The 23,703-nt window shown below is 37.8% G+C and carries 26 protein-coding genes; 17 read left to right on the top strand and 9 right to left on the bottom strand.

Annotation, left to right across the window (positions count from 1 at the left end; translation table 11 throughout):
* Window positions 1-30 precede the first annotated feature (30 nt).
* Together AC04QZ_RS14190 and AC04QZ_RS14185 are read right to left on the bottom strand one after the other, a co-directional pair.
* The gene (locus AC04QZ_RS14190; protein ID WP_478358283.1) at window positions 31-1,077 is read right to left on the bottom strand and encodes a 2Fe-2S iron-sulfur cluster-binding protein; all 1,047 of its coding nucleotides are present in this window, start codon (window positions 1,075-1,077) and stop codon (window positions 31-33) included.
* Window positions 1,078-1,573: 496 nt separating this feature from the next.
* Entirely contained in the window at window positions 1,574-2,356 is a 783-nt protein-coding gene (locus tag AC04QZ_RS14185; protein ID WP_478358282.1) for a lytic transglycosylase domain-containing protein, read from the bottom strand.
* A 263-nt stretch (window positions 2,357-2,619) separates the two neighbouring features.
* Here AC04QZ_RS14185 and AC04QZ_RS14180 point away from each other — a divergent pair, with 263 nt between their 5' ends.
* The 5 genes from AC04QZ_RS14180 (at window position 2,620) to AC04QZ_RS14160 (ending at window position 7,197) form a co-directional block, all read left to right on the top strand.
* Entirely contained in the window at window positions 2,620-4,209 is a 1,590-nt protein-coding gene (locus AC04QZ_RS14180; protein ID WP_478358281.1) for a pseudouridine synthase, read from the top strand.
* A gap of 223 nt (window positions 4,210-4,432) precedes the next feature.
* Window positions 4,433-5,542 carry a lactonase family protein gene (locus AC04QZ_RS14175; RefSeq protein WP_478358280.1) on the top strand — a complete coding sequence of 370 codons (1,110 nt, stop codon included), beginning with the start codon at window positions 4,433-4,435 and terminating at the stop codon, window positions 5,540-5,542.
* A gap of 19 nt (window positions 5,543-5,561) precedes the next feature.
* The gene (locus tag AC04QZ_RS14170; RefSeq protein ID WP_478358279.1) at window positions 5,562-6,056 is read left to right on the top strand and encodes an SRPBCC family protein; all 495 of its coding nucleotides are present in this window, start codon (window positions 5,562-5,564) and stop codon (window positions 6,054-6,056) included.
* Between the two features lies 1 nt (window position 6,057).
* Window positions 6,058-6,780 (top strand): phytanoyl-CoA dioxygenase family protein, encoded by a 723-nt coding sequence (locus AC04QZ_RS14165; RefSeq protein WP_478358278.1) that lies wholly within the window; start codon window positions 6,058-6,060, stop codon window positions 6,778-6,780.
* 123 nt (window positions 6,781-6,903) lie between these two features.
* Window positions 6,904-7,197 (top strand): GIY-YIG nuclease family protein, encoded by a 294-nt coding sequence (locus AC04QZ_RS14160; RefSeq protein WP_478358277.1) that lies wholly within the window; start codon window positions 6,904-6,906, stop codon window positions 7,195-7,197.
* A 941-nt stretch (window positions 7,198-8,138) separates the two neighbouring features.
* On the opposite strand, the gene AC04QZ_RS14155 is transcribed toward AC04QZ_RS14160, so the two are convergent.
* The 4 genes from AC04QZ_RS14155 to tilS all read right to left on the bottom strand — a co-directional run bounded on the left by AC04QZ_RS14155 (window position 8,139) and on the right by tilS (window position 11,944).
* Window positions 8,139-8,585 (bottom strand): KTSC domain-containing protein, encoded by a 447-nt coding sequence (locus tag AC04QZ_RS14155; RefSeq protein ID WP_029279950.1) that lies wholly within the window; start codon window positions 8,583-8,585, stop codon window positions 8,139-8,141.
* Window positions 8,586-8,845: 260 nt separating this feature from the next.
* Window positions 8,846-9,988: an N-acetyl-alpha-D-glucosaminyl L-malate synthase BshA gene (gene bshA, locus AC04QZ_RS14150; RefSeq protein ID WP_478358276.1), complete on the bottom strand. Its 1,143-nt coding sequence runs from the start codon at window positions 9,986-9,988 to the stop codon at window positions 8,846-8,848.
* Window positions 9,989-10,123: 135 nt separating this feature from the next.
* Window positions 10,124-10,612 (bottom strand): hypothetical protein, encoded by a 489-nt coding sequence (locus tag AC04QZ_RS14145; protein WP_029282618.1) that lies wholly within the window; start codon window positions 10,610-10,612, stop codon window positions 10,124-10,126.
* Complete coding sequence (gene tilS / locus AC04QZ_RS14140; RefSeq protein ID WP_478358275.1) at window positions 10,613-11,944, bottom strand: tRNA lysidine(34) synthetase TilS; 1,332 nt, start codon at window positions 11,942-11,944, stop codon at window positions 10,613-10,615. It abuts the gene before it with no gap.
* Window positions 11,945-12,009: 65 nt separating this feature from the next.
* Here tilS and AC04QZ_RS14135 point away from each other — a divergent pair, with 65 nt between their 5' ends.
* The 3 genes from AC04QZ_RS14135 to AC04QZ_RS14125 are packed head-to-tail and all read left to right on the top strand — an operon-like array spanning window position 12,010 to window position 15,006.
* Window positions 12,010-14,445, top strand: coding sequence for an OstA-like protein (locus tag AC04QZ_RS14135; protein ID WP_478358274.1), 2,436 nt, complete (start codon window positions 12,010-12,012; stop codon window positions 14,443-14,445).
* Window positions 14,446-14,482: 37 nt separating this feature from the next.
* Window positions 14,483-14,704, top strand: coding sequence for a hypothetical protein (locus tag AC04QZ_RS14130; protein ID WP_478358273.1), 222 nt, complete (start codon window positions 14,483-14,485; stop codon window positions 14,702-14,704).
* Complete coding sequence (locus AC04QZ_RS14125; RefSeq protein ID WP_478358272.1) at window positions 14,704-15,006, top strand: type II toxin-antitoxin system RelE/ParE family toxin; 303 nt, start codon at window positions 14,704-14,706, stop codon at window positions 15,004-15,006. Before AC04QZ_RS14130 ends, AC04QZ_RS14125 begins: the two co-directional genes overlap by 1 nt.
* Here the strand turns inward: AC04QZ_RS14125 and AC04QZ_RS14120 are convergent.
* Together AC04QZ_RS14120 and AC04QZ_RS14115 are read right to left on the bottom strand one after the other, a co-directional pair.
* On the bottom strand, window positions 15,001-15,579 hold the full coding sequence (locus tag AC04QZ_RS14120; RefSeq protein ID WP_478358271.1) for a non-canonical purine NTP diphosphatase: 579 nt from the start codon (window positions 15,577-15,579) through the stop codon (window positions 15,001-15,003). The two genes, AC04QZ_RS14125 and AC04QZ_RS14120, sit on opposite strands and share 6 nt — an antisense overlap.
* A gap of 84 nt (window positions 15,580-15,663) precedes the next feature.
* Window positions 15,664-16,317 carry a hypothetical protein gene (locus AC04QZ_RS14115; protein WP_478358270.1) on the bottom strand — a complete coding sequence of 218 codons (654 nt, stop codon included), beginning with the start codon at window positions 16,315-16,317 and terminating at the stop codon, window positions 15,664-15,666.
* 104 nt (window positions 16,318-16,421) lie between these two features.
* Here AC04QZ_RS14115 and AC04QZ_RS14110 point away from each other — a divergent pair, with 104 nt between their 5' ends.
* The 9 genes from AC04QZ_RS14110 to AC04QZ_RS14070 all read left to right on the top strand — a co-directional run bounded on the left by AC04QZ_RS14110 (window position 16,422) and on the right by AC04QZ_RS14070 (window position 22,740).
* Window positions 16,422-17,009, top strand: coding sequence for a hypothetical protein (locus AC04QZ_RS14110; RefSeq protein WP_478358269.1), 588 nt, complete (start codon window positions 16,422-16,424; stop codon window positions 17,007-17,009).
* 52 nt (window positions 17,010-17,061) lie between these two features.
* Window positions 17,062-18,420, top strand: coding sequence for a peptidylprolyl isomerase (locus tag AC04QZ_RS14105; protein ID WP_086549123.1), 1,359 nt, complete (start codon window positions 17,062-17,064; stop codon window positions 18,418-18,420).
* A gap of 5 nt (window positions 18,421-18,425) precedes the next feature.
* The gene (locus tag AC04QZ_RS14100; RefSeq protein WP_086549122.1) at window positions 18,426-19,388 is read left to right on the top strand and encodes an AAA family ATPase; all 963 of its coding nucleotides are present in this window, start codon (window positions 18,426-18,428) and stop codon (window positions 19,386-19,388) included.
* A 328-nt stretch (window positions 19,389-19,716) separates the two neighbouring features.
* Window positions 19,717-19,887, top strand: coding sequence for a hypothetical protein (locus AC04QZ_RS14095; protein ID WP_478358268.1), 171 nt, complete (start codon window positions 19,717-19,719; stop codon window positions 19,885-19,887).
* Window positions 19,888-20,042: 155 nt separating this feature from the next.
* Entirely contained in the window at window positions 20,043-20,531 is a 489-nt protein-coding gene (locus AC04QZ_RS14090) for a DinB family protein (protein ID WP_478358267.1), read from the top strand.
* Window positions 20,532-20,541: 10 nt separating this feature from the next.
* Complete coding sequence (locus AC04QZ_RS14085) at window positions 20,542-21,129, top strand: class I SAM-dependent methyltransferase (protein ID WP_478358266.1); 588 nt, start codon at window positions 20,542-20,544, stop codon at window positions 21,127-21,129.
* Entirely contained in the window at window positions 21,126-21,629 is a 504-nt protein-coding gene (locus AC04QZ_RS14080; RefSeq protein WP_478358265.1) for a hypothetical protein, read from the top strand. The genes AC04QZ_RS14085 and AC04QZ_RS14080 overlap by 4 nt, the downstream gene beginning before the upstream one ends.
* 261 nt (window positions 21,630-21,890) lie before the next feature.
* Window positions 21,891-22,412 (top strand): hypothetical protein, encoded by a 522-nt coding sequence (locus AC04QZ_RS14075; RefSeq protein ID WP_478358264.1) that lies wholly within the window; start codon window positions 21,891-21,893, stop codon window positions 22,410-22,412.
* 139 nt (window positions 22,413-22,551) lie between these two features.
* Entirely contained in the window at window positions 22,552-22,740 is a 189-nt protein-coding gene (locus AC04QZ_RS14070) for a hypothetical protein (protein ID WP_086549118.1), read from the top strand.
* Between the two features lie 69 nt (window positions 22,741-22,809).
* Here AC04QZ_RS14070 and AC04QZ_RS14065 read toward each other — a convergent pair whose 3' ends face one another.
* A complete protein-coding gene (locus tag AC04QZ_RS14065) occupies window positions 22,810-23,694 on the bottom strand; it encodes a glycerophosphodiester phosphodiesterase family protein (RefSeq protein ID WP_478358263.1) in 885 nt (294 codons plus the stop codon).
* Window positions 23,695-23,703 lie beyond the last annotated feature (9 nt).

The following is a 23,703-nucleotide window of genomic DNA, read 5'->3' as shown; positions in this document are numbered from 1 at the left end:
ACCAATGAACTGGTGAACAAATGAACTAACCTACCACGCTATCGTTGTCCCATTCTCCGTTGGATGCCCGGTACAAACCAAAACCCTGCCTCTTTCCAACTCATCATCAGTAAGTACTTCATTATAATCCATTCTTACGCCACCTTTGGTGCAATTGGCTACACAGGTGCTACACACTCCTCCACGACAGCTATAGGGAAGTTTGATTTTATTTTCGAGCGCAACATCCAAAATCCTTTTTGGCCAGGGCACATCGAGGTGATAAATTTCTCCTTTAAAATTTAAAACGACCGAATAGGTGTTTTTATCTACTACCTTTTCTGCAGAGCCATCATCCTCATCAACTTCATCTTCCGGCAGCACAAAGGTTTCTCTCTTAATCTGTTTGATATCGAAACCCATGCCCAGCAAAGTGATCCGGCATAAATCCATGTAAATAATTGGTCCGCAACTATAGAAAAGCGCATCATTTCGATCAAAATGCAAATGTTCTTTGAGTAGTTTTTCGATATAGAATTTGTTCAGTCTGGCCGTCATTAGATTTTTGCTATTGCTAAAAACCCAAACAATCTTTAACCTTTCAGGATATTTTTTTTGCCATTCGTTCAGCTCATCATAAAACAATGCATCCTCCATCGACCGATTGCTATAGACCAGTGTAACCAGCGATTTTTTCTCACGCACTAAAGCTGTTTTCAAAATCGAGAATAATGGCGTGATTCCCACACCTGCCGCGAACAGAAAAAGATCTCTTTCTAAGTTTTCATCCGGCAAATAGCTGAACATCCCTTGCGGTTCCTGCGCCAAAAGAATATCATTTACCGAAGTTTTATGGTGGAGAAACCTGGAAATCTCTCCATTCTCTACGCGTTTCACGGTAATCGATAATGGCTCATCCACATCAGGCGAGCTGTTAAAAGAATATGATCGCCTAATTTCCTTATGTTTCCCCTGAAAAATCAATGAAATAAACTGACCCGCCAGATACTTCGGATATGGTTCATCCACCTCCTCAAATTGAAAGGTAATGTTGTCGCCAGGTTGATTGATGATTTTATTGATGCGCAGTTTGAACATAATACAAAGAAAGGAAATTGATTTATTAGTTCAATTGTTCATTGGTCATTGGTGAGTATGATTTAGGGTTTAGGGTTTAGGGTTTAGGGTTTAGGGTTTAGGGTTTAGGGTTTAGGGTTTAGGGTTTAGGGTTTAGGAAAAACACTGATTTGATATTCTGTGTTTGATAATAATGAAAAGCATATAATAAATGACCAATGCATTTAGACACACATACACTTAAATGACCTTCTATTCCTCATATGGTAAAACTATTTCGTGTTGATCCGTGCCTCCGCGGCTAAATATTTATTGGTTCACTGGTTGAATAGTTAGCACGATGCGGAAAAATTCTCGTATCAATCCGTAGCTCTAAAAAAAAAAGTTTAGTGATTAGCGTTTAGTAAAAAAACAATTTTGTGTAATCCGACAATTTGTATAATCACTTTCCAAAAAAAAAGCGTCCCGATTTAAAACCGGGACGCCTTACCAAATGCTTGTCTTTATCTTAATTATATTATTCGGCGTTGTAGGCCAATAATACTCTCGGTTTTTCGTAACCGTAACGTTTCGGGTGCTCCATAATCTGTTTCATAGAAATCACTTTATAAACATAGCCACCCGTTTCACGGTTCAGCTTCATTTTGTAGTAATTATCCTGATTTTGATTATTGATCTGCTTGCGTAAGCGTCCGTCGCCAACATTGTAAGCCGCAGCTACCAATGTCCAACTTTCTAAACCTTTATACATTTCTTTAATGTATTTGCAGGCAGCAATTGTCGATTTGCGCAAATTATAGCGTTCATCAACATTTCCGTTTACTCTTAATCCATAGGTACGGGCTGTGCCAGGCATAAACTGCCAGATTCCGGCTGCACCTTTTGGAGAAACTCCTTCCGCCATTCCAGATTCGACCAGGGCCAAATACTTAAAATCGTTGGGAATTCCATACGCAGCTAGAATAGGCTCAATTACCGGAAACCATTTTGCAGCTTTCGCATGCAATTGATTGGTTTGTGTATTTCCGTAACTGTGTGCTGCTAGGATTTTTTTCATTTTGCGTTCTACCTTTTTATCGCCTAACGGCAGGGTTTCTTCTGCAAAATTTAACTGTGCCATTAAAGATAGCGGCTTTTGCGCGCTTTCAACTTCCAGGCTATCAGATTTGGGTATTGTAGTGTTTAATTTTTCTTCTTTTAAAAGACTTTTTTGTGCTAAGGGCATTTGGTAAGCGAACACTTTTGCCAAGATAAATAGTGTTGCCACTACCGCAAATGGTACGATGTGTTTCTTTAACATTTTCCTCCTTTTTTTGGTGAACTTATATAAAAACGTTGGCAAAGGTAAAAAATAATAAGCACATTATCAAACAGTTACAAAAATACCGTCCAAAATCAGCCCTTAAAGTACTTTAAACGTGGATTTTAAATTTTGATTTTCAGGCGAATTTTCCTATTTTAGAGGCTATTTTTTTATCTAATTTTTCCGCTCTGAAAATTGTTATGTTCATCAATTTTTCATAAATTTGCAACCCGCATTTTTAATGTGGTTAAAAGCGTATCATGATAAATAAAAACAACAGGAACAGTCGGGATGACAAGTCCAAACCAGGCAGTCGAAAAACAGAAGGCAGAAGTAGTTCGGCCGGGTCTGACAGAAGAAGATCAGACGACAAAGACAGCAAATTCAAAAAATCATCCGATTCAAAAGACGGCTTCAAACCCAGAAGCGCAGACGGTAAAGATTTCAAATCAAAATCTTTCGGAGACAAAAAAGACTTCAGGCCAAGAACAGGAGACCATGATTTTAAATCGAAAGATGGAGAATCAAAGGGTTTCAAATTTGGAGACCGCGAATTTAAATCAAAAGATAACAACTCAAAATCAGAAGACCGCAGCTTCAAATCCAGAGAAGGTGGATCGAGAGATTATAAACCAAGAACCGGAGACCGTGATTTTAAATCGAGAGATGGCGGATCGAGAGATTACAAACCGAGAACAGGAGACAGAGATTTTAAACCAAGAGAAGGTGGTGCAAGAGATTATAAGCCAAGAACAGGAGAACGCGATTTCAAATCTAAGGATGGAGATTCGAGAGATTTTAAACCGAGAACTGGCGACCGCGACTTTAAATCCAGAGAAGGCGGACCGAGAGATTACAAGCCAAGAACAGGCGACCGTGATTTCAAATCGAAAGATGGCGGACCGAGAGATTTCAAACCTAGAGAAGGTGGTTACAAAGAGTACAAATCAAGAGGTAAATCAGATGATTTCAAGCCAAGTGCTGGAAGTTCAAGAGATGTAAAACCTAGAGAGCCGAGAGAAGGCGATACCCGTCCGTTTAGAAAACGTGAGGAAGCCCAGCCAAGAGATACAGAATTTAACCGCCCGGAGCGGACTGTAATTACCCAGGGCCGCAAAACAAATGAAGATAAAGGCTTAATTCGCCTAAACAGATATATTTCAAATGCAGGCATCTGCTCTCGCCGTAAGGCCGATGAGTTAATTGCTGCCGGCATTATTACCGTAAACGGAGAAGCCATTACCGAATTAGGGCATAAAGTTGACCCGGCAAAAGATTTAGTGCGCTACAACGGAGAGTTATTGAAACGCGAGAAAAAAGTTTACGTTTTATTAAACAAACCAAAAGATTACATCACCACTACCGACGATCCGCAGGAACGCCGTACAGTAATGCAATTGGTTGACAAAGCAAGCCGTGAGCGTATTTATCCGGTTGGTCGTTTAGACCGTAACACCACAGGTTTATTATTAATGACAAACGATGGTGATTTAGCGGATAAATTATCGCACCCTAAAAACGGTATCACCAAAATTTATAATGTTGAGTTAGATAAGGCTTTATCACAAGGCGATTTAAACAAAATTGCTTTTGGTTTAGAGCTGGAAGATGGATTAATTAAACCTGATAACATTTCTTATGTGGCAGGTGGTACCAAAAAAGAAATCGGCATCCAGATTCACAGCGGTAAAAACAGAATTGTTCGCCGTATTTTCGAACATTTGGGTTACAATGTAGAAAAACTAGACCGTGTTGTATATGGCAATTTAACCAAGAAAGACCTACCTCGTGGCAGATGGCGCTATCTTGAAGATCATGAATTGATCCAGATTAAACATTTAATAAAATAAAATATAAGAGGCAACCAATGGTTGCCTTTTTTGTTTTAGTTCTTCAGCATTATCGTCCTTGTTTGAAACGAGGATGACTGAGCATGACGATTGCATCGTCACGTATTGCACATTACAAATACGAGCCTCGCTACAACGATAAATAAATTTCTCGGCGCTTCTGTGCCTCCGTGGCGAATTAAATTTTAATTCCCCATATTTGCTAAAATCAATATCGTTTTTCATGAAAAAAATTAGTTCATTATTCCTACTCTCTATATTGTCAACATTAACATTTGCGCAAAAAGCTAATTACAATCTCATTGTTGGTACATATACCGCACCCGGAAAAAGCGAAGGGATATATACCTATAATTTTAATGCTTCAACTGCAGCCACAACAATAAAAAGCATTACAAAAAACACGGATAATCCGAGTTACCTGGCCGTTTCTCCTGATCAGAAATTTGTTTATGTGGTGAATGAAACCGGAGCTACCAGCACCGTAAGTGCTTTTAAATACAACGCAGCAAGCGGCGCTTTAACTTTTTTAAATAAGGTAGATAGTCATGGCGCTGATCCATGTTTTATTACTGTTGATGCCAAAAATGTAATCGTAGCGAATTATAGCGGCGGCAGTTTGGCCGTATTTTCACGAAAAGCAGATGGGGCTTTAACCGAAGCTTTACAAACCATCGAGCATACCGGAAAAAGTATCGACCCAAAAGGCAGACAAGAAAGCGCACACGTACACATGGTTAAATTCACACCAGATCATAAACACCTAATTGTTAACGATTTGGGTGAAGATCAGACTTATATCTACAACTACAAACCTGCCGCAAAAGAAAATATCCTGACTATTAAGTCAGTCATTAAAACCAATGCAGGTACCGGCCCGAGGCACATCACTTTTAGCCCAAATGGAAAATTTGCCTATTTAGCGCACGAATTTAACGGGCGTATAACTGCTTTCGCATATTCGAACGGAAGTTTAACCAAAATTCAGGAGATTGGCACTACATCAAAAGATTTTACCGGAAAAGTTGATGCTGCTGATATCCATGTTTCAGCTGACGGAAAATTTCTTTACGAAACCAACCGTGGAGATACCAATAGCATTTCTGCTTTTTCAGTTCTGCCTACAGGAAAATTGAAATTTATCGAAACGGTAAGTACACTGGGTAAAGGACCAAGAAACTTCACCATCGATCCGACCGGAAAATTTCTATTAATCGGTCATCAATACACGAATAACATCGTTATTTTTAAGCGAAATAAAACCACAGGCAAATTAACTGATAGCGGTAAACGCATTGATGTTGGTGCGCCAGTTTGTTTGGTTTTTAATTAATCACCTAAAATTTAAGCCAATGGAAAACTTCGATTGGACAAAATTCACGCTCAAGATTGCCGTTAAAGCAAAACTTGAAGACCTGTATAACGCCTGGACACAGGCCGGCGAAATTGAGAAATGGTTTTTAAGTGAGGCAGAATTTTCTGACGAGAATAACGTATTGCTCAACAAAACGCAAAACGTATTGAAGGGAGATCGATACAAATGGATCTGGTATCTGTATGATGATATTGAAACCGGCAGCATTACCGAAGCCAATGGCAAAGATGAACTTCAGTTTACTTTTGCTGGTGAATGTTTGGTTGATATTAAACTTAGAGAAGAGTTTGAATACACCATTGTGGAGTTGACTCAAAAAAATATACCTTTAAATGATCAGGCAAAAAGAAACATTCGGTTAGGTTGTCACAACGGCTGGAGTTTCTATCTGGTTAATCTAAAATCTGTTTATGAAGGTGGCCTGGACTTAAGAAATAAGGATAACCGCTTTAAACCCATGCTGAATAATTGAGATGATGGATTTAGCGGTGAAGGAAAGAGAAATTCAGGAATTAGGATTTTCGGTGATAGATGATGTATTTACAGATCAGGAAGTTGAAGATATCTTAGCGGCGATTGACAAAACAGATCCAACCAAAGAAACCTTTAGAAAATCAGAAGATCTTTTTGCGATACGTCAGTTTTTAAAAGAAGTTCCAGCCAGCACTGGCTTAATCTTCAACAACAAATTAAAAAAAATTATAAGAGAAATTTTTGGCGAAGATTATTTTCTTGTTAAATCGATATATTTTGATAAACCCGAAACTTCAAACTGGTTTGTATCCTACCACCAGGATTTAACCATTTCAGTTGATCAAAAGGCTGAAATAGCCGGCTTTGGACCATACACCAGAAAACATAATCAGTTTGCCGTTCAACCTCCGCTTAATATCCTGGAGAGCAATTTTACTATCCGCATTCATCTCGACAACACCAACGAGGAAAACGGTGCACTTAAAGTAATTTCAAACTCTCACAGCAAGGGCATTTACCGTCCGGAGAATATTGACTGGGGTATAGAAAAAGAGCTGAGCTGCAATGTAACAGGTGGCAGCGTGATGATTATGAAACCGCTTCTTTTACACAGTTCGAACAGAACAACAAACAACCAAAAAAGAAGGGTGATTCATCTAGAATTCAGCAATCAGCTATTGCCAAAGGGATTAAAATGGTCGGAACATTTGAGCTTAACATGATAGATACTGAAACATGTTCAGAATGACAGAACATGTAAATAAATTAAGTTCCGTTCTCTTACACGGCCGTCATGCTGAATTTATTTCAGCATCTTTACGGCATCAAACAGAACAAAAGAAGTTATGGAACGAGGTGGCTGCGTTTACATATTAACGAATCCTACCCATACAGTTTTGTACATTGGTGTAACATCAGATTTATATTTCAGAATAGTAGAGCACAAAGAAAAAGAGCATCTTAATTCATTTACAGCTAAATACAATTGTAATAAACTCGTTTATTATGAGCAGTTCGATTCTATCGAGGAAGCCATTGCGAAAGAAAAACAATTGAAAAACTGGCGGAGGGCATGGAAGATAAACTTAATTAACCAAAGCAATCCCAATTGGGACGATTTGTTCAATACCATTGAATAAGGAGGGACAAAGATTCCTGCCCTCAGTTTAATTCAGGACTTTCCCCGCATGATAGATACTGAAACAAGTTCAGTATGACGCAGTCAAGAATAGCATGAAGCAGTGAAGAATAAATTAACCAAGAAATCCCTGCGCGCGATCGTCATCCTGAGTTCATCTCAGGATCTTTCATAGCATGATAGATACTGAAACAAGTTCAGTATGACGCAGCCAAGAATAGCATGACGCAGTGAAGAATAAATCAACCAAGATTAAAATCCCGGCGTGATCGTCATCCTGAGTTCATCTCAGGATCTTTCATAGCATGATAAATACTGAAACAAGTTCAGTATGACGCAGTCAAGAATAGCATGAAGCAGTGAAGAATAGTATAACGCAGTATAGAATAAATTAACCAAGATTAAAATCCCGGCGCGCGATCGTCATCCTGAGTTCATCTCAGGATCTTTCATAGCATGATAGATATTTAAACAAGTTCAGTATGACGTAGCCAAGAATAGTATGGCGTATCGAAGAATAAATTAACCAAGATTAAAATCCCGGTACGCGATCGTCATCCTGAGTTCATCTCAGGATCTTTCCTGGTATGATAGATACTGAAACAAGTTCAATTATGACGCAACCAAGAATAGTATGACGCAGCCAAGAATAAATCAACCAAGATTAATCCTGCCACGCGATCGTCCCTGAGTTCATCTCAGGATCTTTCATAGCATGATAGATATTTAAACAAGTTCAGTATGACGCAGTCAAGAATAGCATGACGCAGTGAAAAATAAATTAACCAAGATTAAAATCCTGGCGCGCGATCGTCATCCTGAGTTTAACTCAGGATCTTATAGCATGATAGATACTGAAACAAGTTCAGTATGACGACCCGAAAAAACAAAAAAATGGTCCCGATTTTCACCGGGACCATTCTAATATTGTATTTAGCAATTTTATGCTGGTTCTGCAACCCTTGCAACATTACGGTAAGGGAATTCGTTAAAAATGTGTCTGCGGGCAAAACGACCTGGAGAATCTGCGTTAACCAATTTCACGTAGATTGCTTTTGGTACATCGAAATATTCGTAAGCACTACCGTCAAAAAACTGGATATTTAAAACCTGTTGTTTGTATTCGAAATCCTGAATATTCGATAATGTTGTTGTTTGCGTATAGGTTTCGATATTCTGTTCGCGTGTTTCTGGCGCAATGCTTACCAGGAAATGGTAAGCTTCGATAATTTCTTTACTTCTGGCTTCTGCATCTAATTTCTCTTCTTCCTGCTGAAATTTATCAGGGTGACAATCTTTCATCAATGTACGGTACACAGATTTAAGCTCTTTTAACTCAGCATTTTTATCTACGCTCAAAAGCTTTCTGTAATCAACTATTTTCTTCATTTGGGATAACCTCTTTTTATTTTTTTGTTGAAATGATTTTAGGAATCTTTATCTGCCAAACCGTTTCAAGCCGCAAAGATACGATTTATAATCATTTGATTTTGAGAAAGTTTACTTTTGTTAAATATTAATGATATGCATCGTCAACTAACGAAATTCAATTGAGCTCTTAATGCTCAAATGAGCAATACACCAAAAAAGTTTTACAGTGCAAGCACGGCAAAACTTTCTTATAAAATCAGATATGGACTAAAAAGTGACTAATATTTAGCCTGTAATGAGTTTTCGATTACTTCCTTATAATAATTAACATAAACCGGGAGGATCTTTTTCAGGTCAAAATCTTGTGCCCTTGCAAAAGCATTTTCTTTGAAACGATTCAGGGTTTCATCATCTTTTAATATTTCAATGGCATGAGCAGCCATCGCGTCTACATCTCCAACGTTGCTCATGTAGCCACAAAAACCATCAACATTAAGTTCGGGTAAACCGCCAGCATTGGTGGTAATTGCAGGCACTTTACAGGCCATTGCTTCTAATGCTGCCAAACCGAAGCTTTCAGATTCTGACGGCATTAGGAAAAGATCTGAAACCGATAGGATTTCTTCTACCGCATCCTGCTTACCTAAAAACCTTACATTTTCACAAATATTCAATGACCGGCATAATTGCTCATCGTAAGCACGTTCAGGTCCATCACCTACCATTAACAATTTTGATGGAATTACCGCCTGTACTTTTTCGAAAATCCGGATCACATCAGCGGTACGTTTCACTTTCCTAAAATTACTGGTGTGAATTAAAATACGTTCGTTATTTGGCGCAATTGCTTTTTTGAAGTGACCTTTTGCCTGTAAACTGAACCGCGAAAAATCTATAAAATTTGGGATTACCTTAATTTCTTTTGTAATCTCGAAGTGGTTATAAGTATCTTCTTTTAAATCTTCCGACACTGTAGTTACGCCATCGCTTTGATTAATAGAAAAGGTAACCACAGGTTTATAAGTTGGATCTTTACCTACCAAGGTAATATCGGTACCGTGCAAAGTAGTTACCACAGGGATATTGATACCATAGCTGGCCAAAATCTGCTTCGCCATAAACGCCGCAGAAGCATGTGGAATAGCATAATGAACATGTAACACATCAAGCTGTTCGAAACGGACAACATCTACCAGTTTACTGGCCAAAGCCGATTCATAAGGGGCATAATCGAAGAGTGGATAATCTCTTACCGAAACTTCATGATAAAACAGATTAGCCGAAAAGAAATCCAGCCTGGCAGGCTGACTATATGTGATAAAGTGAACCTGATGACCCTCGTTAGCAAGTGCCTTACCAAGTTCTGTTGCAACTACTCCACTACCGCCAAAAGTGGGGTAGCAAACAATTCCTATCTTCATTGTACATGTATTGTTGTTACCGCAAATGTACCCGATTTTAATCTATATTGCGTGTCGGCTTATTGCAATAAAAAAGACGAGATAATGAGTAGAGATTTTACAGAAGCTTAAGGGAAAATTATTGTACTCAAATGCTTACTTGAGGTTTCTCATTTCCTCTTTTATCACAAGGAAAAGTTCGTTAGGTCTTTGGGTACCGATAAAATATTCCAGACCATCGCGATCGGTTAAAACAACCGCATCCTTACCCGACGAATAAAAGCGAATTGTACCTTTTGTATGCAGGTTATAAACCGGATTATTGAAAAAATAACGGCTATAGGTAGCTTTACGCACATCAACAATGCTGTTCAGATCAATCTTAACGCGCTTGGTTGTCCAAAGGCCATCCAGGATCATGCTGCCATTATCGACCACAATTTTGTACTGAATCAGGAAAAGCAAAAGCATAGAAACGCCGATAATCCCAAAACCTACCACGAGAAACAGGTCTTGCGTATTGTCGCGATCGCGCTCATAAACGTAGGCGGCAAAACAAAATGCAGCCATAATCAGCCTAATGAAAATACGAACATAATCACGGCCGATGTATTGTTTTTCGATATAGGCGTATTTGCTTTCCACTTATTTAATTTTGAGTTCGAATATAGCAACTTTTTTGGTTGCAGTAGTTAATTTATATCGGTTATCCTGGCGCATACCTGCAATCCAGACAATTTCGCCATTTCCATTAACCAAAATGGGTGTAACGCTTTTCAAATGTAGGGGAACTTTCTCGTCGATAAAATAATCGCTGACTTTCTTGGGATTGCGCATACCCAGTGGGATAAACTTATCTCCGTTTTGCCAATTCCTCAGCACCAATGGAAAAATTAATTTATCGGCATTAACAAAAGCTTTGTTCAAATTCGTTTCGAATTTCAATTCTTCTGTAAACTTCAATGAAATTTCATCATTGGCAAAAGCAATGTTTTCTGTTGTTGGATGGATAAACTGATTCGCCGTAACCGATGTATTTTTTTCAACAATAACCAGATCACTCCTGTTGATGATGGCTTGATGTGTGCTGCTAAAAAAATGTGTACCACTTAAAGCCTTTAAACTGTCTAAAATTTCCTGCACCACATTTTCACCAAAATTAAAAGGCTTAAGTAGCTCGTAAAGCAACAGTTTTTGTGGGTTCAATTTCGAAACCTCTTCTAAAGGAATATAAATTCCATCAGTCCGTTTATTTAAAATTTTACTTTCAAGCTTTTGAACCTGTATATTTAAAAAAGTCTCAATTTCTGCAAAACGAGCAATGTTCTCTGCAAATGTTTTTTCGAGATTTGGGTTAATTTCCTGCAAGTGCGGTACAACCTGTAATCTGATTTTATTCCGTGTATAATTTGTACTGGCGTTCGAACTGTCTTCTACAAAATCGAGGTGATTTGCCCGTACCATTTCATCAATTTGTTCTCGGTTTAAAAACAATAAAGGCCTGATCAATAAATCACGTTTAGGTAAAATGCCATGCAATCCACTTATCCCGGTACCACGCGTAAGGTTAATCAGTACGGTTTCAACCGCATCGTTCTGGTGCTGGGCCAGCGCAATATAATCGTAGCCCTCTTTACGCCTGATTTCCTCAAACCAGTTATAACGCAAATCGCGTGCTGCCATCTGGGTCGAAATTTTATTTTCGGCCGCATATTTTTTGGTGTCAAAATGCGTTACATAAAAAGGTAATCCCAAATTTTTGGCTAACAGCGCAACAAAACTTTCATCACGTTGTGCTTCATAAGCCCTTAAATTAAAATTACAATGTGCCACACCAATATCAATGCCTATTGCTTTAAACAAATGCAACATTAATACCGAATCTTTTCCTCCGCTTACGGCCAAAAGAATCCTGTTAGCCCGAACAAACAGCTGTTGCTGTTCAATAAAATCCTGAAATTGTTTTACGGGTAACATCCATCAAAAATATTTAATTTTAACTGGTATTCCGAACGTTCGGAACAAAAAACTAACTTTGTAGTGTGCAAAAACTATTTGTCTTTTTATTCCTGCTAATCAGTCCGGTATTTTTATTCGGTCAGCAACCCGCTTCGAAGATTAAAATCGTTTCATTTTCCAAAATAACCGGAGATACCAAGAAAAAAATCAGTTACCTGCGTAACCCGGTTTTCCAACAGGACAATGCAACTTTAACCTGCGATAGCGCTGTATTTTATAGTGAGCGGAACTATTTCGAAGCTTTTAAAAACGTTCATATCAATCAGCTTACAACAGATATTTATTCTGATCAACTGGAGTATGATGGAAACAAAAAACATGCGCATTTAACCGGAAATGTAAAAATGATCGATCCAACCTCGATTTTAACCACCAATATTTTAGATTATAACACGCTCAGCAAGATCGGAACTTATACCAGCGGAGGTAAAATTGTAAATAAGGAAGTCACACTGACCAGTAAAAACGGCTATTATTTTAGCAACTCAAACGATGCTTATTTTAAATATGATGTAGTTGTAGTTACACCACAATCGACGATAAAGTCGGATACGATGAGCTACAATACACAAAGTAAATGGACTTTTTTTTACGGGCCAACCAACATCAAAGGAAAGGACGATAACCTTTACACCGAAAATGGTCAGTATAACACCATGACAGAAGATGCCTTTTTTGGCAAGAAAAATCTTTATACACAAGGCACAAGATCTTTAAAAGGTGATAGTTTGTATTATTACGGAAAAAAAGGCATTGGCAAAGCTGTAAAAAACATTGTTTTTTCTGATACGAAAGATAAAATGAAAATGTTCGGCGATTTGGGTTATTACTATAAACTAGATCAGCGGACTTTGGTTACCCGGAATGCCTATTTAGGAATAGGTACCGAAGATTCGGTGATGGTGAAAAATAAAAAAAGACCGGACAGTTTATGGTTGGGTGCCGATACTTTAGAAACCCAGATGGTATTGCAAAAAACCTTAAAACTAGTGCCTAAAATTTCCATCAAAGCCGATAACCAGGTTGGAGAGGATGATGAAGAAACTGGCGAGAAAAAAGAAAAAACTGAAGCAAAGGAGAAACCAGAAAGTCAGAGTATTCCGAAAGAAGATAGAAATAAACGCAATACCACAAAAATAAGCAGAGCCGACAGGAAGAAAAAGAATAAAGGTGAAGCTACGACAGAAGATCCGTTAAACCTGAAGGATAAAAGTATTGACAGCTTAAAATCGAAAGTAGATTCGCTTGGCAAAGATCTGCCCGGGCTTAACCCTGATAGTTTGCAGAAAAACAATCTTCTAAAGAACAAAGCCGATTCCATTATCAAAAACCTGCCTAAAATTAAAACAGATAGCCTGAAAAAGCTGGCTGAAAAAGCCAATTCGACAGTAAAGGATGTATCGAAAACTAAAGTCGATAGTCTGCAAAAGAAAATCACCGATAAGGCTGCTCCAATTGTAAAGGATATTTCAAAAACGAAAATCGATAGCCTGCAAAAAAAAATAACAAAATCGGGCGCCAAAGATAGTTTAACCAAAGTTTTGGGAAATTTAAAAACCGGTGCAAAGACTGATACAGCCAAATTTAATCCGGCAGATACCGTTCAAACCCGTATTATTAAGGCTTACCACGGCGTTAAGATTTTTAAAACGAACATACAAGCGAAAACCGACAGTCTGTTTTATACCAGTGCCGATTCTACTTTACGTTGCTATAGTAATCCGATTATCTGGTCGGAAGGCTCTCAACAGGTTGGCGACACCATATTTGTGCAGTTTAAAAATAAAAAACTGAATAATCTACAGGCATTTAGAAATGCATTTTTAGTTAATACACCAAAAGATTCGTTAAGGTTTAACCAAATAAAAGGAAGGTTAATGACGGGCTTCTTTACCAATGGGAAATTTAAGAACCTCTATGTGGATGGCAATGCTGAAAGTATTTATTATACCCAGGATGATAGCACAAAGGTGTATAAAGAAATGAACCAAACCTTGAGTAGCAGGATAAAGTTCATCTTTAAGGATAAGGAAAATGCCATTGAGGAAATTGTTTATATTAAGGGAATAGAAGGAGCCTTAAATCCAGAAAACACGATTGCAAAAGACCATGTATTAAAAGGTTTTTCGTGGAAACCTACCGAACGTCCAAAATCGAAGAAAGATGCCATTGGCTCTTCGGGCAAAGCAAAACCCAAAGTAAAGGCAAAGGCAGTTGCAGGTAAAACAGTAGCTGGCACTAAAACGGTAAGTCCGGCAACAAAACCATCAACAACGGCACCTGCGGTTAAACCGAAAATCACCTTGGGAAAAGACAGTTTAAACGTGGATAAGAAATTGCCACAAGCTAAACCGGCAGATACGGCCAATTTTGGCATTAAACCTATTTTACCAAAAAAGGATTCAGTTCAAACGAAAAAAGATTCTGTTCAGGTGAAAAAGGTGGCTGGTAAAATGTAGTTTTTGCTATTCACTAAATTAATGGCTAAATTTATTCATGGATTTACAATCAGAAAAACTAAGTGTACTTCAACAGATCATTAATTCTGATGATGAAAGTTTAATCAGAGATATTAAATCACTGATTACTGCAAGAGATTTTGATTGGTTTGATGGATTAAACAGCAGCCAACAAGATGATATCCTGGAAGGAATAAACCAACTAGATCGGGGTGAAAGTTTTAGCCATGAAGAGGCTAAAAAAAGGTTTAGTGTTTAATGGATATTATTTGGTCTAAAAAAGCTGGCGAAACTTTCCAAAAAAATATTGATTATCTAAAAGAAAATTGGACAGAAGTAGAAGTAAAAAAATTTATTACAAGGGTATTTGCCTATCTCGATACCCTGTCTGAGGAACCACTAATTTCTAGAAAAACCTATAAAACAAAGAATACACATATAGGTTTTATCATCCCACACATATCAGTTGTGTATCGATTTAAACCAAAAAGCAACACTTTAGAAATCGTAACTTTTATAGACAATCGGCAAAGCAGCAAGAAGAAAAAAAGATTTCTATAACCCTTCCTTCAAAAAATCCATCATCTTTTTAAGTGCAATGGCCCGGTGGCTGATTTTATTCTTCTCGGCCATGTCCATTTCAGCAAAGGTAATATTATAACCATCCGGCTGGAAAATAGGATCATAACCAAAACCTTTCGAACCGGATAATGCTGTTCTGATGGTCCCCTCAATTAAACCTTCAAAAATATGGTTTTTACCACCCTGCATTAAAGAAATTACCGTTTTAAACCTCGCTTTTCTGTTGGAGTTTCCTTCAAGTTTCTTTAAAACGAGCTCAATATTTTCTAAGCTATCGCGGCTTCCCGAATATCGGGCAGAATAAACGCCTGGTTCGTTATTCAAGGCATCAACCTCTAAACCGCTGTCGTCGGCAAAACAGTCTAAATTAAAATGTTCAACCACATAGCTGCTTTTTAAAGTTGCATTGCCCTCAAAAGTATCAGCAGTTTCAGGAATATCAACCAAACAGCCGATATCTTCCAGATTTAGCACTTCATATTTGCCTTCAAGCGCTGAGCGTATTTCTTCGGTTTTATGTTGATTATTAGTGGCAAATACAAGTTTTTTCATTGTAACAAGGGTAAAAGGTTTAAGGTGTAGGGTGTAGGGTGTAGGGTGTAGGTTTGAAAGATCGGGCGTTACGTTGTTACAGACTTATTTAATTTTCTGGAGGTGGCCCCAAAGCGTTTTTTTAGCCGTTAAATCACTATCCAGCTGATGGAGATTAGGGGCGAAAACTATTTTAGTTGTTTCATGAATGATGATTTCATTCTGCCAGGTAAGGTTTAGTCTCAAATCTGCAATCGCTACGCCAAAAGATAACATAATGGCTGGTTTAAAAAACCGGTGCAGTTCTGCATAATCAGTTCCACTGTAATTTGCATAGTTTAAAATGGCAAAATCCGGTGTACCCAAATCTACCGCCTTTACAATTTTCCGCAGCAGTTCCCTACCCTGTTCGGTACTTACATCGTTCTGGTTATCATTCACCAAAATCAGTACCGATTTTTTATTTCCACCTAAAAATTTAAACGTTTTTCCGGGTGCTGGTTCGGCCACAATATGCGGAATTTCAGGCGCTTGTGGATAAACTTTAGGCACATTTGTAGCATTAATCCCAGGAATTTGTGTTATTTCCAGTTTTAAAACTGGTTCTTTTACTTCATTAAGGGAAACATTTTCGACAGCCAAAACTGGCTCAGGATTACGTAAAGGCAGAATTTCTACGCTTTCATCCTTTACCAGGAAAACCTCTTCGGTAAAAAATAAACGTAAAGCATTCGCATTGTTGGTAACCTGGTTTTCCATTCGTATTTTTGTTGGATAATAATTTCTGTTAAAATTAGTTAAATATCTTATAATAGCGTCGCTAATTGTTACTTTTATCCCTTAAAATTTATAGAGTGCTCTGCGTGAGGAAAGCTTACTGCTTATTTATTTTCAGCTTTATTTATAGCATTTCGTTTGCACAAAACGTTGCTGTGGTAAACGGTAAATCAATAAGTGCTAAAGAATTTATGTGGGCATACAAAAAAAGCCATAACGGGAGCGTTAGTGCGGCCTACGATACTTTACAAGCCTATTTAAACTTGTACATAAATTTTAAGCTTAAAGTTTTAGATGCCCGGGAGATGGGATTGGATAAAAATGCCAGTTACCAGGAAGAAATTAAAACCTATGAAGATGCACTGGCTACACATAAAAAAGTTGGGGTGAGTAGCAAAGATCACGATTTCTTATTGAATGAATACCGTGAAGGGGTTTTGATGTTCAATGTTTCTGAACAAAAAATATGGAACAAGGCACAGGAAGACGAACAGGCGATAAATGAATTTTACAGCAAAAACCAACAAAATTACAATAAACCTTTAAGCGAAGTTAGAGGAGAGGTAATTGCCGATTACCAACTGAGTTTAGAAGAAAAATGGCTGAAAGGCCTGAAACAAAAATATCAGATCAAAATCAATGAAAACGAGCTGAAAAAGCTTGCCAAGTTATAAGCCTGATTTTTTTTGACCATAAGTATTAAATTTGCAAAATATAACAAATAGAATGAAGAAAGTTTTTTTAGTAGCAACCGCTTTAATTTGCCTGTTTCTAAACAGTTTCGCACAAAAGCACACTGTAGATAAAGTTGCTGCTGTTGTAGGAAATAATATTATCCTGCTATCAGATTTAAACCAACAATACACGCAATATCTTTATCAGGGAAACCAGCCCAATAATGATATTAAGTGCAAAATATTACAACAAACCTTAACCCAGAAACTGCTTAAACAACAAGCCGAAATCGATTCGGTAATGGTAGAAGACGGTGCTGTTGATGATGAGGTAAATAAGCGTATGCGTTACAGTATGCAACGTGCAGGTGGACAAGAGCGTTTAGAGCAATTCTTAAACAAATCGGTTCTGCAATACAAAGATGAAATCAGGCCATCAGTAAAAGATGAGTTGATTGCACAGAAAATGCAACAAAAAATCACCGAAAACATCAATGTTACGCCAATGGAGGTTGAAAAATATTTCAAATCTTTGGGCGATAGCATCCCTGAATTTAATACTGAGGTTGAAGTTGGTGAGGTGATTTTAAACCCACAGTTAACCAGAGCAGAAAAACAGAAATTCCGCGATAAAATTGAAGCCCTTCGTTTAAGGGTTAAAAGTGGTGAGGATATGGGTGTTTTAGCAAAAACTTATTCTGAAGATCCGGGTTCTGCTGCCGATGGTGGTGATTACGGTTTTATCGACAGAAACACCATGGTTAAAGAATTTACGGCCTGGGCATTTAAATTAAAAGCAGGAGAAATTTCGCCTGTGTTCGAAACAGATTATGGTTTCCACTTTTTACAGGTTTTAGAGCGTAGAGGTGAGCAGGTACACGTTAGACATATTTTAATTATGCCTAAAACTACACCTGAAAGTTTAACCCGTTTAAAATTGCATGCAGATAGTATTTACAACAACATTATCGGTAAAAAATTAAGTTTCGCAGCTGCTGCAAACCTGTATTCAGATAATAAAGAGAGTAAATATAATGGTGGTATGATGCTTAATGCCGAAAACGTTCAGGCAAGAAGTACCTTTATTCCGGTTGATAAATTAGATCCTTCAGTATTTTTGGTAATCGACAGCATGAAAATTGGCGGTATTTCTAAACCAGATTTATTTACTGCAGCTGATGGGAAACAAGGGTACCGCATTTTATATTTAAAATCTAAAATTCCACCGCATAAAGCAAACTTAGCGCAAGATTTTCCAAAAATCAGAGATGCCGCACAAAGTGATAAAATTAATCGTACTTTAAGCGAATGGTTTGAAAAACGTCGCGAAAGCACTTACATTAAAATCGACGATGAATTTAACACCTGTGATGAATTAAAAATCTGGACTAAAACCACAGCCGCAAAATAACACCAATGCAGTATAAGAACGAAGTAGAAGCTGTTGATGCACTTCATCAATCTTTCAACAACATTAAAGCCGAAATAAGCAAAGTAGTAGTTGGACAAGATGACATCATAAAATCTGTTTTAATCGCCATTTTTAGTAACGGACACTGTCTGTTGGTTGGCGTACCAGGATTAGCCAAAACTTTACTTGTACAAACAGTAGCTTCTGTTTTAGACCTCGATTTTAACCGGATCCAGTTTACACCAGATTTAATGCCAAGCGATATTATTGGCGCAGAGATTTTAGGAGAAGACAGGCACTTTAAATTTATAAAAGGGCCTGTTTTTTCTAATATTATCCTGGCTGATGAGATTAACCGTACCCCGCCAAAAACCCAGGCTGCTTTGTTAGAAGCCATGCAGGAGAAATCGGTTACCGCTGCTGGTCAGACCCATATTTTACCAAAACCCTTTTTCGTTTTGGCCACCCAAAATCCTATTGAGCAGGAAGGAACATACCCCCTACCCGAAGCGCAGTTAGATCGTTTCATGTTCAACATTCAATTAAACTATCCTGCCTTTGCAGATGAATTGAACATCGTTAAAAACACCACAAGCAATAAAACCGTTCAACTGCAGAAAATTATCCATGCAGATGATATCCAATATTTCCAGAAACTAATCCGCGATATTCCGATCACCGATAACGTTTTAGAATATGCCGTAAAATTAGCAGCTAAAACCCGTCCGAACAGTGAATTTGCGACTGATGCGATTAACAAATACATCAGTTGGGGTGCCGGGCCACGTGCCTCTCAGTTTTTAGTGCTGGGTGCAAAATGCCATGCCGCAGTAAGCGGAAAATACTCTCCGGATATCGAAGATGTTAAAGCCGTTGCTGAGCCTATTTTACGCCACCGTATTGTGCGTAACTATCGCGCCGAAGCTGAAGGTTTATCGATCGAGAAAATTATTAAAGATTTATTGTAGAACCGGTCGGTTAGTCGGGATTTGTAATCCCGTCTCAACAGCCCAAGATTGGTAATTCATAGTGCAACAAGTCGAGATTGCAAATCCCGACTAACAGAAAAAGTATATCCATGAACAAAGGATTACAAATCCAGACCAACAAAGATTACCTTTTTCACATTCCTGGCATTAAGAATAAAAGAGGTACATGGAAATCGTAAATCCCATCCTTGCATTTATATGGCGAAGGATAATTTCATTAATATTCTTAGTTCTTTATATCGTTAGCTGGATATATACTTTCATATTTTTTCATACCCTGCCGGTAAGTACAAAGCTAAGATGCGGCATGCCCGATTTTGGTATGATTGTAGGCACCCTATCTCTCACTTTTATCTACTTTGTCACTTTCCTGATCATCACCCTGGTGAGTAAAGGCCGGTCAAAAAAAGAATTCATGGTGATTACCGCAATGATTCCTTTACCACTCTACATTGGAATAATCGATCTGTTAACTTAAACTTTGTTAGTCGGGATTTTCAATCCTGACTCATGAACTAAGGATTTGCAATCCTTTTATTAGTGGATTATAAATACAAAAAATCCGGATTGCAAATCCAGACCGACAAAGAGCCTCGCAACACAAAATTCATCCCAAACAATTATATTTGTTTTATGATGGGTGCCAATAAACTTACCGGTGCTATAGCCGCACTGATGGATGAATATAAAAAGGCGGTAAACGAACTTATTGCAGTAATCGAACCAATTAGCCCGCATCAACTGATTAAAACCATCGAGCCGGAAAGTTCAAATACGGATTGTATTTCCATTCAAACTATTTTAACACATGTAACCGCTGCCATGTTCAGTTATGCGGTGTATATCGAAAATGCCATCGGACTGGAGACAAGAAGGCCAGCACGACTGCAGTTTGATCAGGTGGCTCCTTATATCACAACACTTCGGGAAGCGCTTAAATATAATGAGGACTTTTTCATCAGAAACCCCGATATCACCATGGAAGAGTTCGATCAAACCAAAAAGATAAATACAAAGTGGGGACAGCAATACGATGTAGAACAAATGTTAGAGCATGCCATCGTTCATATTTTAAGGCATAGGAGACAGATTAAAAATGCTTTAATTCAATTTAATTCTTAACACTGAAAATTTGAGCGCTCAAACCAATTTCTATAACCGGTTTTCTTTTTTATATCCACTGGTCGATATTTTTCTTAAACCGCAAAAGAAAAAATTTTTCGATGAGATTAATCAACTGCCCTATGGGAACCTGCTCGAAATCGGTGTGGGAAACGGCTCGCATTTCCCGCTCTATAAAAATCACAAAATTACCGGCATAGAAGTTTCTACATCGATGCTCAACGCCGCTAAAAAGAATTCAAGTGGCGAAATTGAATTATTTCAGATGAATGGCGAGCAACTCGAATTTGCGGCGGATAGCTTCGACTATGTGGTTTTATCGCATGTTATTGCTGTTGCAGATCAGCCAGAAAACTTACTCATGCAATGCCACCATGTTTTAAAACCAGGCGGAAAACTCTTAATATTAAATCACTTCACCCCAAACAATTGGTTAAAACATGTAGATCGTATATTCAATTTAGGTTCTGGTTTATTTCATTTAAAATCATTATTTTACATAGAGAATATTAAGGCGATAAATCGGTTTAAACTTGAAAAAGAAATCGCTTTAAAACCACTCTCCTATTTTAAAATTCTAATTTTCACCAAATCTTGAAAAAACACTATTGGTATATATTCTTTGCGCTGATCGTCAGCTTGTTTATATATGTGTTTTACCGGACAGATAAAACCCTGGTGAACCAGGTGATTATTCAGTTGATTTCTTTCAAAACCTATCAGCACCTCAAATTCATCATCACCGCAAGCTTCCCATTAAATAAATACATCATTTATTCACTTCCTGAAGGTTTATGGGTTTTCTGCATCACGCTAACCTCAAAGGAATTTTATTTTGATCTTTTCAAAAAGCGCATTAATTGTGTTTTCATTCCGCTTGTATTTGTTGTAGCGCTCGAATTGTTTCAGTTATTCCGCATTACCAATGGCTACTTTGATTTTTTTGATATTGGCATTTCATTGCTTTTCTGGTTAATAGCAGCCAAAATTATCGATACACAGCAACGTTTAGAAAATCTCTTCCATTCGTTAAATTACAATAACCTGTTCTGCGTGCTGAGTTATTGCATCGTTTATTTCGCACATGTAATCCATTAAAAATTTTATTTTAAAATTTGCAATTCGCTGGAAATAAATATCTTTGCATCAAAATTTACAGAAATGCTACGTCAACTACATATCCAGCAATTAAACTTTAGCCCGTCTTGTGGCATAAAGGGCTTGGGTATTGACTTAAATTTCCTTCCCAACCCTTAGTGCGGTTTTAAGTTTCAACATCCTAAAACCCATATTTAAAAAATCAATTTAGTACGCATTTGATCGGCATTTAACCGCTTATCAAAATTAATTATATCCGTTATGGACATTTATACCACTGTAGAAGAAAAATACCTGCAGGCCATTGAAGAATTGCACTGGGGCGAATTACCCAAAGCACTTCAGTATTTTAACGAAATTATTGTTTTCGACCCTGATTATGCAAGAGCTTATTTTCAGCTGGGCGATATTTATCAAAACCATTTTAAAGATTATCAAACCGCAGGTTATTATTACAAACGTTGTATCGAATTGGATGCCGATTTTCCTGAGGTTTACAAACCCTATCTGGAACTTGTTATCACGCTTAAAATGCATAAACTGGTAAAACAGGTTGCCGAAAAGGCTTTGCTTGTACCTGGTGTTTGCGAAGCGCACATTTACGAATGTTTAGGTTTGCATGCCGAGCAACAGCAAAATTTTGCAGAAGCGGTAAATCATTTTAAAAAAGCAGAACTGTTTAATGCCGTTCAGGATGAGCAAAGCACGATTCTGGAGCATCAAAACCGTATCAAGAGCAAAATGAATAGCACAAAAACAATGATTTACGATTTACAAGGATAAAAGGCGCTGCCTTTTATCCTTTTTAAAGCCTGGGCGATCTTAAAATACTATTCGCCAAATTACCCTTGTTATTTTAATTTTGTTACTATCTTTACCGCACAATTACAAAGCATAAATCTTTAAATCAAAAATATTCGATATGTCAGCTCACGATTCACACGCACCGGTTCAGCAAACAAAAGGCATTTGGGCTTTACCATTAACGGCATGGATTCTGGTTTTATTATTGGTTGTTTATTTCACCAGACCAATCTTTAACCACGAAGAAGCATCTGCTCACCATGAAAAAACTGAAGCAGCGCACGAAAAACCAGAAGCACACCACTAGGAGCTTCCCGGTTATAAAGCATAAAAAAGCGTCCCAATCAGGACGCTTTTTTTATACCAGTTATATTCATTATTTAAGCTGGCCCATAATGTTGGGAAAATCGGTAATGATGCCATCTACACCCAGACTCATAAAATAATTCACCTCCTTTACCGTATTAACCGTCCAGGGGATAATTTTGATGCCCATTTCGTGGCAACGGTCTACCAAACCTTTACCTACCAGTACCGAGTAAGGACTGTAAATGGTTGGTTTAAATCCTAATTTCTCAATATAATCCTCAAAAGGCTCTTTTTCATCAATCAATAATGAGGTTTGTATTTTTGGGTATTTCTCGTGCAGGTATTGCAGCGTACGCATATCAAACGATTCAATAATTACTCTTTTGGCAAGTTTTTTCGAATTAATAACATCCATAATCAACTCTACAAATTCTGCAGGCTCCGGATGAAATTCATTGTCGCCCTTTTTAATCGTTTTTGTTTCGATACTATATACAGGTTTAGCGAGTTTGTGTTCTTTAACATAAGCTTCTACCGAATCTATTGTCTCAGAAAGCAGCGGTTTGTAAGCTTTAAACTTCATCTGTCCGGGAAAGCGGCTGTGAACTTTGCTGCCTACATCAAACTTTTTAATCTCGTCATAATCCATCTTGTAGATGTTATAATTCTTCTGATCTTTGAGTGTAATCGGCTTCCCGTTGGGTTGTAAAGAAATCTCGTTATTGAAGTAGGGCTCCTGCGAAAGCACCACTTGTTTATCTTTCGAAATCACAGCATCCATTTCTAAAGTGGTTACGCCTAAATCGATCGCTTTTAACATACCCTCGATGGTATTCTCGGGCATAATACCGCGTGCACCAGCTTTACCCTGTACATCGAATTTTTTCTTTTGAGCCGAAACGTTAAAGACCAGTAAAGCGAGAGCAGATAATAGAAGTACTTTTTTATGCATGAATTTTAA

The sequence above is a fragment of the Pedobacter folensis genome (assembly GCF_056490665.1).
Note: the sequence above shows the minus strand (reverse complement) of the source record. Positions and strands in the feature narration are given on the sequence as shown.